This window comes from Nonomuraea sp. NPDC049504, assembly GCF_040676845.1.
Classification (GTDB): Bacteria; Actinomycetota; Actinomycetes; order Streptosporangiales; family Streptosporangiaceae; genus Nonomuraea; species Nonomuraea salmonea.
In genome coordinates this window covers 173,954-187,009 of record NZ_JBFAPT010000009.1, presented here as the reverse complement: position 1 = coordinate 187,009, position 13,056 = coordinate 173,954, and the positions used below count along the sequence as shown (strand labels likewise).

Here is a 13,056-nt window from a genome sequence, read left to right as displayed (position 1 = left end):
GTGAAATTTACGGCAAGCAATTCCCGCGTTTCGGTTGCGGAGCACCCCCTAGGACAGGGCAAGCTCATGCATCGTGAGCCCCGGTCCGAAGCTGAGCGAGCGCCCCCCGAAGGAAGACCTTCCGCCGAGGCGCCGGCCTTCGCGCGTCACCCCCAAGCGGGTGATCATCACCGTGCTCTCGGTGGCCGTCGTCGCCGGCGGCGGCGGGTTCGTCGCCTACCGCGCCGTCGAGAACGCCAACAAGCCGCCGCAGTCCTTCACCATGGAAGACCTCGGCAAGCTGGCCAGCGGCGACCTCTACGCCCCCGACCCCGAGGCCGACCTGCTCAAGTCCGAAGCCGAGCAGGCCTACCGGGCCGACCAGCTCAAGAAGAAGCGCACCGGCGCCGAGGGCAAGGGCCTCGACTGGGTGGTGCCCAAGCGGGCGCCGGGCGGTGACGGCTTCCCCGCCGCGAACTTCCCGCCCGGCAGCAACCCCTCGCCGGGCAGCAACAAGGCCACCGCGAAGGCGATGATGGCCTCGTTCGGGTTCGGCGCCGACCAGTGGGGCTGCCTGGAGCGGCTCTGGCATAAGGAGAGCGGCTGGAACGAGCGGGCGATGAACCGCTACTCCGGCGCGTACGGCATCCCGCAGTCGCTGCCCGGCAGCAAGATGGCCAGCGCGGGCGCCGACTGGCAGGTCAACGCCGCCACCCAGATCAAGTGGGGTCTCGGCTACATCAAGGGCCGCTACGGCACGCCCTGCGGCGCCTGGGGCCACTCTCAGTCCGTGGGTTGGTATTAGCGGGTCAACTTTCCTTCTCCAATCGGCAAGCCGTCGCGCCCCATCCTGTATACGGGCGCACGCTGGGCCGCATGGGTGTGAAGGTCAGTGTGATCGTCGATGTCCACAATCCGGGTGACACCGCCGATGCGTGCATCCGCTCCGCGCTGGAGCAGACGATGCCCGCGGACGAATACGAAGTGATCTTCGTGGACGACGGGTCCACGGACGGGATCGCCGAGCGCCTCGACGCCATCGCCGCGATCAGGCAGAACGCTCGCGCGCTCCACCTGCCGCACACGGGCTCGCCCATGCGCGGACGCAACGTGGGCCTCGCCGCGGCCGCCGGCGACTACGTCTTCTTCCTCGGCCAGCACGACCGCCTGGAGCGGGACGCCCTGGCCCGCATGTACGAGCGCGCCGTGGAGAGCGACGCCGACGTGCTGGTGGGCCGCCTGGTACGCGACTGGGGCCCGCCGATGACCGCCTTCGAGCGCAGCACCTCGCGGGGGGACATCCTGCGCGACCGGCTGCTGACCGTGCTGACGCCGCAGCAGCTCTACCGGCGCGCGTTCCTGGAGGAGCACGAGCTGGGCTTCTCCGTGCCGGGCAGCCGCATGGGCGAGCAGGCGTTCGTGACGCGGGCGTACCTGCACGCCAAGGTCATCGCGGTGCTGGCCGAGCACGTCTGCTGCCATCTGGGGGAGCGGCCGCGCACCGAGGAGGACCCGAGGGCCATCGTCAAGGAGCTGCACCGGCTGCTCGACGACGTGGACATGTACCTCGGTGAGGGCCGCCAGCGCGACCGCGTCTACGCGCACTGGTTCCGTCAGGCGGTGCTGCGCCCGCTGGTCACCAGCAAGTTCGCGGACTCCTCGGTCGATCGGGGCGCGCACTTCAGGGTCGCCCAGGAGCTGACCGAGCGCCGTTTCCCCGAGCGGCTCGACCGCCATCTGCCGGTGCAGCTGCGCGTGGTGGCCGCGTACGTGCGCGCCGGCCGCCTCGACCAGATCGTGCTCATGGCGAACGCCACCAGGAAGGCGGGCCTGCGCGCCGACCTCACCGAGGTGCGCTGGGACGCCCACGTGCTGGTGCTCGGCGTGAGCGTCGAGGTGGTGACCGGCGACGGAACGCCCGACCGCTACCGGGTGGACGGCGACCGCCTGCACTGGATCCCGCCGCGCGCGCTCGACACCAAGAGGCTGCCCGACGACATCACCGACATCACCGAGGCCGTCGAGCGGGCCCGCGTCGAGCTGTACGTCCGCCACACCGAGACCGGGCTCGTGCACTTCCTGCCGCTGACCCAGGAGGTCGAGCGGATCGAGGACGGCCGCCGCAGGATGCGGGTGCGCATCAAGGGCGAGACCCGGCTGGACGTCACCCAGGCGGCTCTGGGCGAGCCGCTGCGGCCAGGACAGTGGGAGGTGCACGTCCGCATGTTCTCCGGCGCCAACCAGGCGAGGAGCCGCGTCAGCCGCCCCGAGGGGCCGCTCAACTGCCTGGGCGTGCTGGCCCAGCGGCCCAGGATGCGGCTGGTGGTGCCGTGCTGGAGCGACCAGGGCGAGCTGGGCCTGGCCGTCGAGCCGCGCTCGTTCTCGGAGTCGATCGCGCTGGTCTCGCCGGGCGTGGAGGTCAGGCACATCGGCGGGCACGCGTACGTGGTGCTGCCGGTGCCGTACGTGCCGCCGAGCGGCGGGCCGCCCCTGGAGCTGGTGATGCGCGGCACCGGCAAGCGGGCCCGCGAGGTGTGCGCGCCCGCCCTGGTCGAGGCCGGGGTGCCGGGCAGGATCGCGGGCCAGCTCGTCGCCAAGGTGCCGGTCAAGCGGCTGCTGCCGGGCGTCGAGCACCTCGGGCCAGGCGCCTGGATGTGCTCGCTGCGCTCGTCCGAGGAGGAGGTCGGGCTGCGCTTCGCGCTGGAGATGCGCCGCGGCAGGATCGAGGCCAGGCCGGCCGCCGCCGCGGACCCCGAGCACTCGCCCATGGGCCGCGACACGGCGCTGCACCGGCTCGGCAGGAGACTGCCCGGCGCGCGGCACATCGTGCGCCTGGCGCGCGCGGGCGGCCATCGCTACCTCAAGGACTGACCCAGCGCTCCAGCTCGCCGAAGGCGTTCCTGAAGGCCGGCAGGATGGGCTTGAGCCGGTCGGGGTAGACGTCGACGAGGCTGTCGAGGTGGTTGCCGCCCTCGATGCGGTGATAGCGGAAGGGGCGGTGCGGGCCGACCATCTTCGCGTAGACGTCGGAGTCGCGCGTGATGGGCAGCAGCGTGTCCAGCGTGCCGTGCAGCGTGATCAGCGGCTTGGTGATGCGGCCGGTCAGCCCGATCTTCGCCATGGCAGCGTACGGCCGGCGCGCGTCGTAGTCGTAGTCGGCCGGCGCGCCCGTGTACGCCGGGTCCAGCTCCTTCTGGTAGAGCTCCTGGGTCAGCTCCCAGTAGTAGTCCCGGTGGAACGGCCACAGGAACTCCGACCCGGCCGCGAACCCGGCCGCCCGCACCCCCTGCTCGTCCGGATACGCCTTGAGCGCCTGCGGCAGGAAGTTGAGCAGGTTGTCGCCCTTGACCCGCCAGAGCGTGCCCTCCCAGTCGATGCCGCCGTCGTAGAGCCGGCCGCGGTTCTCCAGCTGCCACCTGACGAGGTAGCCGCCGTTGGAGATGCCGGCCGCGAACGTGCGCTTGGCCGACCGGCCGTAGTGCCGCTTGACGACGGCCTTGGCGGCCACCGTGAGCTGGGTGAGCCGGTCGTTCCACTCGGCGATGGCGTCGCCTGGGCGGCGGCCGTCGAGGTGGAAGTCCACGCCCACGTTGCCCTTGTCGGTGGCGGCGAACGCGTAGCCCTTCGACAGCACCCAGTCGGAGATCGTGTAGTCGTTGGCGTACTGCTCCCTGTTGCCCGGCGTGCCGCTGACCACGAGACCGCCGTTCCACGTCTTCGGCAGCCTGATGACGAACTGGGAGTCGTGGTTCCAGCCGTGCGTGGCGTTGCCGGTGGAGGTGTCGGGGAAGTAGCCGTCGATCTGCGTGCCCGGCACGCCGGTGGGGTTGACGGTGGCGGCCGAGTGCAGGCCCGCCCAGTCGGCGGGGTCGGTGTGGCCGCTCGCGACCGTGCCCGCCGTGGTCAGGTCGGCCAGCACGGCGACCTCGACGTGTTCCGCGCCGGGCACGGTGAGCTTCGGCACCGGGGTGAGCAGGCTCGCGACCAGGGTGAGCGCGACGAACATCTACGCCTCCCCGAGGTGCTCGGCCAGCACGCGGCGGAAGTCCTCAGGACGTTCGATGTGCGGGCTGTGGCCGCAGTCGTCCAGCACGACCTCGCGGTGGTCGCCGTAGCGCTCCAGCACCGCCCGCATCTGCGTCACCATGGGCTGCGCGGGCGTGCCCGGCGAGCCGGGCACCGCGCCGATCGCCCCCAGGTGGGCGAGGTCGAGCAGCGAGGTGTCGGAGACGATCACGTCGTCGGCGCCCCTGATCCACAGGATCGGCGGCTTCGGGTCGATCTCGTGCAGGTCGTCCAGGCGGAAGTGGACGGGGGAGATGGCGTTCAGCACGCCGGTCTTGCCCGGAGCGACGCCCGGCCAGGCGTCGGAGGCGACCGCGTCGCCCGGGTAGTGCGACTCGCCGACCCGGGTGGTCAGCATCGAGCGCAGGTAGAAGTCCTCGTCGGGGACCGGGTTCTTGACGTACGTGGTCCTGAAGACGTTGCGCGGCGACGTCGGCGACTCCTCCGACAGGTCGCCGGCCCTGAGCCTGGCCACGAAGTCGGGGTTGGCCGCGCCCGCGCCGGAGCCGGTGCCGTCCTGGTGCGTCAGACGGCCCTCAGGGCCCTCCGTGCCGCCCCAGCCGTACGGGGAGACCGGGTTGACCAGCGTGACGCTCCCGACCAGTGCCGGGCGGTCGCGCAGGAGCTGCAGCACCACGCCGCCGCCCAGGCTCCAGCCGACCAGGTGGACGCCGCCGAGGTCGAGCGCCTCGATCAGCTCGACGAGGTCGTCGGAGTAGTCGCGCAGGCCCCTGGTGGCGTCCACCGGCGCGGGGTCGCTGTCGCCGAAGCCGCGCAGGTCCACCGCGAGCGGCCGGAAGCCCTCGGGCAGCGCCGTCAGCGTGTCGCGCCAGAACGCCGACGAGGAGACGTTGCCGTGCACGAACAGCACCGGCGTGCCGGTGTCCCTGCCCTCGACGGTCATGACGTGCTGGGTGAGCCTGGATGTGGTGACCTTCATCGAAGACCTCCGAGGAAACCCCCGCCTTCAGGCGAGGGAGGAATCGGACCCCTGCGAAGCAGGACAGGGGCAAGCGTTTCGCCGCCAGGCAAAACGCAGTTTCGAACAAACACACGATTCTTGGCTGATCGTTCGGTACGCTGCGAGGTGTGGCGCAGGTCGTGAAGCGGGCCTACAAGTACCGCTTCTATCCGACGTCCGGGCAGGCCGAGGAGCTCGCCCGGACGTTCGGCTGCGTCCGCCTCGTCTACAACAAGGCCCTGCAAGAGCGCACCCGTGTCTACGCGCTGGAAGGCCGCAGGGTCTCCTACGTGGAGTCCTCGGCGCAGCTGACGGAGTGGAAACGCAGCGGCGAGTTCGACTTCCTGTCCGAGGTGTCCTCGGTCCCCCTTCAGCAGGCATTGCGCCACCTTCAGGCGGCCTTCGCGAACTTCTTCGCCAAGCGGGCCGGGTATCCGGCGTTCAAGTCCCGCAAGAGGTCGCGGGCCTCGGCCGAGTACACGCGATCGGCGTTCCGCTGGCGCGGCGGCGCACTGACGCTGGCGAAGATGGACGCCCCGCTCGACATCCGCTGGTCGCGCCCGCTTCCCGAGGGGGCGGAGCCGAGCACGGTGACCGTGTCCCGCGACGCGGCTGGGCGCTGGTTCGTGTCGATCCTGGTGGAGGAGGAGATCGTCCCGCTTGCGCCGGTGGAGCGGTCGGTGGGGGTCGACGCGGGGGTCACGGCCCTGGTGACGCTGTCGTCCGGCGAGAAGATCGTCAACCCCCGGCACGAGCGTCGCGACCGCCGCACACTGGCCAAGGCCCAGCGGAACCTCGCCCGCAAGGAGGAGGGGTCGAACAACCGGGCCAAGGCCCGCCTGAAGGTGGCGCGGGTGCACGCCCGCATCGCCGATCGCAGGAGGGACTTCCTGCACAAGGTGACCACTCGGCTCGTCCGTGAGAACCAAACGGTCGTGATCGAGGACCTGAACGTTCGCAACATGGTCCGCAACCGCCGCCTGGCTCGCGCCATCTCGGACGCGAGCTGGCGCGAGCTGCGGTCGATGCTGGAGTACAAGGCCGCCTGGTACGGGCGCACCCTGATGGCGGTGGACCGCTGGTTCCCCTCCTCCAAGCTGTGCTCGTCCTGCGGCGCATTGCGGGAGAAGATGCCGCTGACCATCCGCGCATGGGTATGCGCCTGCAGCGCGGTCCACGACCGGGACGTCAACGCGGCCAAGAATGTGCTCGCCGCCGGGCTGGCGGAGAGCTGAAACGCCTGTGGAGCTGGTGTAAGACCTCAACGAGAGTCCTCTCGGGCGGGCAATCGGCGGTGAAGCAGGAAGGCCCACGGGCGACCGTGGGACTCCCCCTCCTTAGGAGGGGGGAATGTCAACGCGTGGTCGTCCTTTCCGCGAGGTCGCTGCCCTGAGTTTCGCGCGCCGCGTACACGGCGGCCAGCGTGAGCACCGCCGCGAGCGCGAGGTAGATGGAGATCGGCACGCTGCTGGCGTACTCGCGCAGCAGGGCCACCGCGATGATCGGGGCGAGGGCGCCCGCCACGATGGCCGACAGCTGCGCGCCGATCGAGACGCCGGTGTAGCGGGTCCTGGTGCCGAACAACTCGGAGAAGAAGGCGGCCTGCGGGCCGTACATCATGCCGTGGAAGAGCAGGCCGACGGTGACCGCCAGCGTGATCGCGAAGAAGTTGCCGGTGCCCACCAGCGGGAAGAACGCGAAGATCCACACGCCGATCCCCGCCGCGCCCGCGAGGTAGATCGGGCGGCGGCCCACCCGGTCCGACAGGGCGCCCCACATCGGGATCGTCACGAAGTGGATGGCGGAGGAGACGAGCACCGCGTTCAGCACGGTCGAGTTGTCGATGCCGCTCTGCGTGGCGTACGTGATGACGAAGACGGTCAGCAGGTAGAAGGAGATGTTCTCGGCGAGCCGGGCGCCGATCGCCACCACCACGTCCTTGCTGTGATGGCGCAGCACCCCGACGATGGGCGCGCGCGGCTCCGGCGGCGCCGCCCGGAACACCGGCGACTCGGTGATCGTCAGCCGGATCCACAGGCCGATCAGCACCAGCACCCCCGACAGCAGGAACGGCACCCGCCACCCCCACGACAGGAACGCCTCGTCCGACTGCCAGGCGGCCAGGGCCGCCAGCACGCCGGTGGCCAGCAGGTTGCCGCCCGGCGCGCCCGCCTGCGGCCAGGAGGCCCAGAAGCCGCGCCGCGCCGTGTCGCCGTGCTCGGAGACGATCAGCACCGCGCCGCCCCACTCCCCGCCGAGCGCGAAGCCCTGCACGAGCCGCAGCGCCGTCAGCACCAGCGCGGCGGCCGGCCCGAGCGTCTCGTACGTCGGCAGGCAGCCGATCAGGAACGTCGCCGTGCCCATCATCAGCAGGCTGACGACCAGCAGCGTCTTGCGGCCGATCCGGTCGCCGAAGTGGCCGAAGACCAGACCGCCGAGTGGCCGGGCGACGAAGCCGACCGCGTAGGTGAGGAACGACAGCAGCGTGCCGGTCAGCGGGTCGGAGTCGGGGAAGAAGAGCTTGTTGAACACCAGGGCGGCTGCCGAGCCGTACAGGAAGAAGTCGTACCACTCGATGGTGGTGCCGATCAGGCTCGCGGCGACGATCTTCTTGATGGAAGTGGCCATGCCGGTCACCGTAGGGTGTGACCGGAGTCACTCATATGGTGCGGGAGCCCACAGTCTTCCGCTCAGCTGTGTGGGTCGTCGGTGCGGCCCAGCCGGTGCAGGCGCAGCGCGAGCTGGATCTCCAGGGCCCGCTCGGGGTCCGTCCAGCCGTCGCCGAGCAGCTTGGCGACGCGGTCGAGCCGCTGCGTGACGGTGTTGACGTGGATGTGCAGCGCCTCGGCCGTCCGCGACGGCGAGCCGCCCGTCCCGAAGTACGCGCTCAGCGTGTCGGCCAGCGCGGTGCCCCGGCGCGCGTCGTAGTCGATGAGCGGGCCGAGCACCCGGGTGACGAAGCCGCGTACGTCGCGGCCGTCGCCCATGAGCAGCCCCACGAAGCCCAGCTCGACCGCGCCCGCCCCGTCGCCCGCGCGGCCGAGCGCGATCAGCGCGTCCGCGCACCTGCGCGCCTCCTGGTAGGCCGCCGCGACCTCGTGCGCGCCGGCCTGCTGCCGGGAGCCCGCCCATGAGCCGCCCACCCGGGCCGCGCCCGCCGTCGCCGCGCTGTGCAGCGAGGCCGTCAGCTCCGCCGCCACCCGCCGGGCCACGCCGCCCGCGTCGTCGCCGGGCAGCAGCAGCACCACCTCGTCGCCGCGGCCCGCGGCCAGCCCGTGGCGTACGGCGGCCTGCGAGGACGCCCAGAACGCGGCACGCTCGCGCTGACCCCCGTGCTTGACCACCACCACGACGTGCGGCGCGCCCAGGTCCATGCCCAGCCTGCGGGCACGGTCTGACAGGCCGGGCGACTCGGGCCGGGAGATCAGGTCGTCGAGCAGCTCGCCCCTGACCCGGCCCTCGGCCTCCGCCACACTCCTGCGGAACAGCAGCAGCAGCGCGCACACCAGCGCCGCCCGCTCCAGGATCCGCTCGTCGGCGTCGTCGCTGCGCAGGATCAGCGTGCACAGCGGCTCGCCGCCGACGTCCACGGAGGCGATCAGCAGGTCGCCCCTGCGCACCGTACGCCCCAGCGCCCGCGACGCCTGCGCCGCCTCGAACACCCCCGCGTCCAGCTCGCCCACGTCACCGCTGATCGCCCTGCCCAGGTCGTCGAGCACCGCCAGCGACCCGCCCAGCACGTCGGTCACCACGGCCGCCACGTCCTCGATGCCGCCGCCGCGCAGCACCAGCGAGGTCATGCGGTCGTGCGCCAGCGCGGCCCGCTCGACCGCCTCGCCGTGCTCCCTGGCCGTCCTGTGCGCCTGGGACAGCTCCTCCAGCGCGTTCCTGGTCTCCTGCAGCAGCCTGGCGTTGTCGATCGCCACCGCGGCGTGCGCCGCCAGGCTCGCCAGCAGCGACACCTCCTCCTGGTGGAACGGCCGCGCGCTGCGGTTTGCCGCCATCAGCACGCCGATCACCCGCTGGCCGAGCCGCAGCGGCACGCCCAGGATCGCGACCAGACCCTCCTCGGTGACCGCCTCGTCGATGTGCTCCTTGTGCCGGAAGCGGGCGTCGGCGAAGTAGTCGGCCGTCGCGTACGGCGTCGCCGTCTGCGCCACCAGCCCGCCCAGCCCGTGCCCCATCGCCAGCCGCAGCGCACGGAACTTCGCCGAGATCGACCCGTCGGTGACCCGCATGTACGTGTCGCCGCGCTCGGGGTCGTGCAGCGTCATGTACGCGATGTCGGTCGCCAGCAGCTGCCTGGCCCGGTGCACGATGGCCTCCAGCACCGCGTCGAGGTCGCGCAGCGCGGCGAGGTCGCCGGCGGTGTCGTACAGGGCCGACAGCTCCGCCTCGCGCCGCGCCCGCCGCTTGAGCAGGTCGCGTACCTTCAGCGCCTCGACCTTGGCCTGCTCCAGCTCCTCGATCGCCGCCGGGTCAGCGCCCGCCGCCCGCGCCTGGATGATCGGCCCCTCGAACTCGACCGCCGACGCCTCCCTGGCCAGCAGCTCGAGAAACCGCCTGACCACTACCGCGCCGTCCAGCCGCCGTCCACGGGCAGTGACACGCCCGTGATGAACGACCCGCCCGGACCGCACAGGTAGGCGACCATGTCGGCCACCTCCTCCGGCTCGATCAGCCGCTTGATCGCGGCCGGTGCGAGCATGATGTCCGTCACGACCTGCTCGGGGTCGATGCCGTGCACCCGCGCCTGGTCGGCGATCTGCGCCTCGACCAGCCCGGTCCGCACGTACGCGGGGCAGACGCACACCGAGGTCACCCCGTGGGGCGCCCCTTCGAGCGCCACCACCTTGGAGAACCCCTCCAGCGCGTGCTTGGCCGTCGTATAAGCCGACTTGTACGGCGAGGCCCGCAACCCGTGCACCGACGAGATGTTCACGAACCGGCCCCAGCCCCTGGCGTACATGCCGGGCAGCACCTTTCGCGCGATGAGGAACGGCGCCTCCACCATCACCTTGAGCATCGTGGCGAACACCTCCGGCGGGAACTCCTCGATCGGCGCCACGTGCTGGAAGCCCGCGTTGTTCACCACGATGTCCACCGGCTCGCCGGGCAGCGCCGCCACGAAGCCGGGATCGCTCAGGTCGGCCACCACGGCCGTGCCGCCCACCTCGCCCGCCACCCTCTCGGCGGACTCGGCCCGCACGTCCACGACCAGCACCCTGGCCCCCGCCGCGGCCAGACGCCGGGCGCAGGCCGCCCCGATGCCGCCGCCGGCGCCCGTCACCAGCGCCGTCCGCCCCGTCAGCTCCTTCGCCATACCTCGCACCCTAGGCGCTCGACCCCCGCGGGCAGCATGGGGCCGAGCGACATAGATGCGCGGCGTCCTATGTGGATCAGCGGCGTCTGCTATGTTGGGAGGCATGATCGCGTATTTGTCCCAGTGGTGGTCCGCCTCCTAGGCGGTCCTCCCGGCGCGATACGCACACGGCCGCCTCGACGAGGCGGCCGTCACCGTGTGGTGGGTGTCCCCCCGTCGAGCACAGACGAGAAGGGGAACCCATGACCTCCACCTGGCCGCAGCTCCTCACCACGCTGCTCGACGGCGTGTCGCTCACCTCCCGCCAGGCCGCGTGGGCGATGGACCAGATCATGTCAGGGCGCGCCACCGACGCCCAGATCGCCGCGTTCGCCGTCGCGCTGCGCGCCAAGGGCGAGAGCGTCGCCGAGGTGTCGGGCCTGGCCGACGGCATGCTGGCCAGGTCGGCGGCCATCCGGGTGCCCGGCGACCCCGTCGACCTGGTCGGCACCGGCGGTGACCGCGCGGGCACCGTGAACATCTCCACCATGGCCGCCGTCGTGGCCGCCGCCGCCGGCGCCAAGGTGGTCAAGCACGGCGGCCGCGCCGCCTCCTCCATGGCCGGCTCCGCCGACGTGCTGGAGGCGCTGGGTGTGGTCGTCGACCTGCCGCCCGCCGCCGTCGTACGGGTGGTGGAGGAGACCGGCATCACGTTCTGCTTCGCGCCCGCCTTCAACCCGGCGCTCAAACGCACCTCGGCGCCGCGCCGCGAGCTGGGCGTGCCGACCGTCTTCAACTTCCTGGCCCCGCTCACCAACCCCGCGCTGCCGCCCGCCCAGGCCATCGGCGTCTACCATCCGTCGATGGCGCCCGTGATCGCGGGCGTGCTGGCCGAGCGCGGCTGCTCCGCGCTCGTCTTCCGGGGCGACGACGGGCTCGACGAGCTGACCACCTGCGGCCCCTCCACGATCTGGCTGGTACGCCGCGGCGCGGTCACCCGCACGACCTTCGACCCGCTCGACCTGTCGATCGCCCGGGCGCGCCCCGACGACCTGCGCGGCGGCGACGCCCGGCACAACGCCGAGGTCGCCCGCGCGGTGCTCGCCGGCGAGCCGGGGCCCGTGCGCGACGTCGTCCTGCTGAACGCCGCCGCCGCGCTGGTGGCCGCCGACGGCACGCCGCCCGCCGCCGAGCTGACGCCCGCGCTGGCCGCCGCCGTCAAGCGGGCCGCCGACGCGGTCGATTCCGGCGCGGCGCTGTCGCTGCTCACCCGCTGGGCGCACGCCACCCAGGAGGCCGCCGCCCGGCTGCGGCCCGTCAGCTCCGGCTGAGCGTCACGGCCTGGTCATCGACAGGACGTCGAGGGCCGCGTCGAGCTGCTCCTCGGTCAGCGTGCCGGCGGCGACGTGGCCGCGCTCGATGACGACCTCCCTGATCGTCTTGCGCTCCGCCAGGGCCTGCTTGGCGATCTTCGCGGCCTCCTCGTAGCCGACGTAGCGGTTCAGCGGGGTCACGATGGACGGGGACGACTCCGCGTACTCACGGAGCCTGTCCACGTTCGCCGTGATCCCGGCGACGCAGCGGTCGGCGAGCAGCCGCGACACGTTCGCCAGCAGCTTGATCGACTCCAGGATGTTGCGCGCGATCACCGGCAGCTGCACGTTCAGCTCGAAGGCGCCCGACGCGCCCGCGAACGTGATCGCCGCGTCGTTGCCGATCACCTGGGCCGCGACCATCGCCGTGGCCTCGGGGATCACCGGGTTGACCTTGCCCGGCATGATCGACGAGCCGGGCTGCAGGTCGGGCAGGTTGATCTCGCCCAGCCCCGCCCGCGGCCCCGAGCCCATCCAGCGCAGGTCGTTGGCGATCTTGGTGAGCGACACCGCCACCACCTTGAGCTGTCCCGACAGCTCCACGATCGAGTCCTGCGCGCCCTGCGCCTCGAAGTGGTCGCGCGCCTCCAGGAACGGGATGCCCGTCGCCTCGCGCAGCTTCGCGATCGCCCGCTGCGCGAACCCCTGCGGCGTGTTGATGCCCGTGCCCACCGCCGTGCCGCCCAGCGGCAGCTCCAGGACGTGCTCCAGCGCCGCCGTCACCCGCACCACCGCGTGCTCAAGCTGCGTGGCGTACCCGCCGAACTCCTGGCCCAGCGTCACCGGCGTGGCGTCCATGAGGTGCGTACGGCCCGACTTCACCACCCCGTCGAACTCCACCGCCTTCTCCCTGAGCGCCTCCGCCAGATGGCGCAGCGAGGGCAGCAGGTGGTACGTCACCTCCGTGGCCGCCGCCACGTGGATCGACGTCGGGAACACGTCGTTGGACGACTGCGAGGCGTTCACGTGGTCGTTAGCGTGCACCGGGCGGCCCAGCCGCTCCTCGGCCAGCATCGCGATCACCTCGTTGGCGTTCATGTTGGACGAGGTGCCCGAGCCGGTCTGGAAGACGTCGATCGGGAACTGGGCGTCGTGCTCGTTCTCCGCCACGTCCGCCGCGGCCTGGGCGATGGCCTCCGCCATGTCCTTCTCGATCACGCCCAGCTCGCCGTTGACCTCCGCCGCCACCGCCTTGACCAGGCCGAGCGCCGCGATGTGGGACGGCTCCAGCGTCCGCCCCGAGATCGGGAAGTTCTCTACGGCCCGCTGCGTCTGCGCCCGCCACTTGGCGCCGGACGGCACGCGCACCTCACCCATGGAGTCATGTTCGATCCTGAACTCACTCATGCCGTCCAGTCTTACCCACCGCGTAGCTC

The 13,056-nt window shown here is 71.9% G+C and carries 10 protein-coding genes; 4 read left to right on the top strand and 6 right to left on the bottom strand.

Annotation, left to right across the window (positions count from 1 at the left end):
- Positions 1-160: 160 nt before the first annotated feature.
- Both AB0K28_RS19265 and AB0K28_RS19260 read left to right on the top strand, forming a co-directional pair.
- Positions 161-784 carry a lytic transglycosylase domain-containing protein gene (locus tag AB0K28_RS19265; RefSeq protein ID WP_364371550.1) on the top strand — a complete coding sequence of 208 codons (624 nt, stop codon included), beginning with the start codon at positions 161-163 and terminating at the stop codon, positions 782-784.
- Between the two features lie 71 nt (positions 785-855).
- Positions 856-2,850 (top strand): glycosyltransferase family 2 protein, encoded by a 1,995-nt coding sequence (locus AB0K28_RS19260; RefSeq protein WP_364371547.1) that lies wholly within the window; start codon positions 856-858, stop codon positions 2,848-2,850.
- Here AB0K28_RS19260 and AB0K28_RS19255 read toward each other — a convergent pair.
- Positions 2,840-3,985, bottom strand: coding sequence for a tannase/feruloyl esterase family alpha/beta hydrolase (locus AB0K28_RS19255; protein WP_364371544.1), 1,146 nt, complete (start codon positions 3,983-3,985; stop codon positions 2,840-2,842). The two genes, AB0K28_RS19260 and AB0K28_RS19255, sit on opposite strands and share 11 nt — an antisense overlap.
- Positions 3,986-4,984, bottom strand: coding sequence for an alpha/beta hydrolase (locus AB0K28_RS19250; protein WP_364371541.1), 999 nt, complete (start codon positions 4,982-4,984; stop codon positions 3,986-3,988). It abuts the gene before it with no gap.
- A 149-nt stretch (positions 4,985-5,133) separates the two neighbouring features.
- Between AB0K28_RS19250 and AB0K28_RS19245 the strand changes: the two genes are divergently transcribed.
- Positions 5,134-6,240: an RNA-guided endonuclease TnpB family protein gene (locus AB0K28_RS19245; RefSeq protein WP_364371538.1), complete on the top strand. Its 1,107-nt coding sequence runs from the start codon at positions 5,134-5,136 to the stop codon at positions 6,238-6,240.
- Between the two features lie 118 nt (positions 6,241-6,358).
- Here AB0K28_RS19245 and AB0K28_RS19240 read toward each other — a convergent pair whose 3' ends face one another.
- The 3 genes from AB0K28_RS19240 to AB0K28_RS19230 form a co-directional block, all read right to left on the bottom strand.
- Positions 6,359-7,633, bottom strand: a complete 1,275-nt coding sequence (locus AB0K28_RS19240) for an MFS transporter (RefSeq protein WP_364371535.1) — start codon at positions 7,631-7,633, stop codon at positions 6,359-6,361.
- 62 nt (positions 7,634-7,695) lie between these two features.
- A complete protein-coding gene (locus tag AB0K28_RS19235; RefSeq protein ID WP_364371532.1) occupies positions 7,696-9,576 on the bottom strand; it encodes a helix-turn-helix domain-containing protein in 1,881 nt (626 codons plus the stop codon).
- Positions 9,576-10,328, bottom strand: a complete 753-nt coding sequence (locus AB0K28_RS19230) for a 3-hydroxybutyrate dehydrogenase (RefSeq protein WP_364371529.1) — start codon at positions 10,326-10,328, stop codon at positions 9,576-9,578. Before AB0K28_RS19230 ends, AB0K28_RS19235 begins: the two co-directional genes overlap by 1 nt.
- A 242-nt stretch (positions 10,329-10,570) precedes the next feature.
- Here AB0K28_RS19230 and trpD point away from each other — a divergent pair, with 242 nt between their 5' ends.
- Complete coding sequence (gene trpD, locus AB0K28_RS19225) at positions 10,571-11,638, top strand: anthranilate phosphoribosyltransferase (protein ID WP_364371526.1); 1,068 nt, start codon at positions 10,571-10,573, stop codon at positions 11,636-11,638.
- A 3-nt stretch (positions 11,639-11,641) separates the two neighbouring features.
- Here trpD and AB0K28_RS19220 read toward each other — a convergent pair whose 3' ends face one another.
- On the bottom strand, positions 11,642-13,027 hold the full coding sequence (locus tag AB0K28_RS19220; protein ID WP_364371523.1) for a class II fumarate hydratase: 1,386 nt from the start codon (positions 13,025-13,027) through the stop codon (positions 11,642-11,644).
- Positions 13,028-13,056: the final 29 nt, after the last annotated feature.

Excerpts from the sequence above, each read along its gene's own strand:
- AB0K28_RS19260 (WP_364371547.1), top strand. The coding sequence starts at position 856 with ATGGGTGTGAAGGTCAGTGTGATCGTCGATGTCCACAATCCGGGTGAC.
- AB0K28_RS19255 (WP_364371544.1), bottom strand. The coding sequence starts at position 3,985 with ATGTTCGTCGCGCTCACCCTGGTCGCGAGCCTGCTCACCCCGGTGCCG.
- AB0K28_RS19250 (WP_364371541.1), bottom strand. The coding sequence starts at position 4,984 with ATGAAGGTCACCACATCCAGGCTCACCCAGCACGTCATGACCGTCGAG.
- AB0K28_RS19240 (WP_364371535.1), bottom strand. The coding sequence starts at position 7,633 with ATGGCCACTTCCATCAAGAAGATCGTCGCCGCGAGCCTGATCGGCACC.
- AB0K28_RS19230 (WP_364371529.1), bottom strand. The coding sequence starts at position 10,328 with ATGGCGAAGGAGCTGACGGGGCGGACGGCGCTGGTGACGGGCGCCGGC.
- trpD (WP_364371526.1), top strand. The coding sequence starts at position 10,571 with ATGACCTCCACCTGGCCGCAGCTCCTCACCACGCTGCTCGACGGCGTG.
- AB0K28_RS19220 (WP_364371523.1), bottom strand. The coding sequence starts at position 13,027 with ATGAGTGAGTTCAGGATCGAACATGACTCCATGGGTGAGGTGCGCGTG.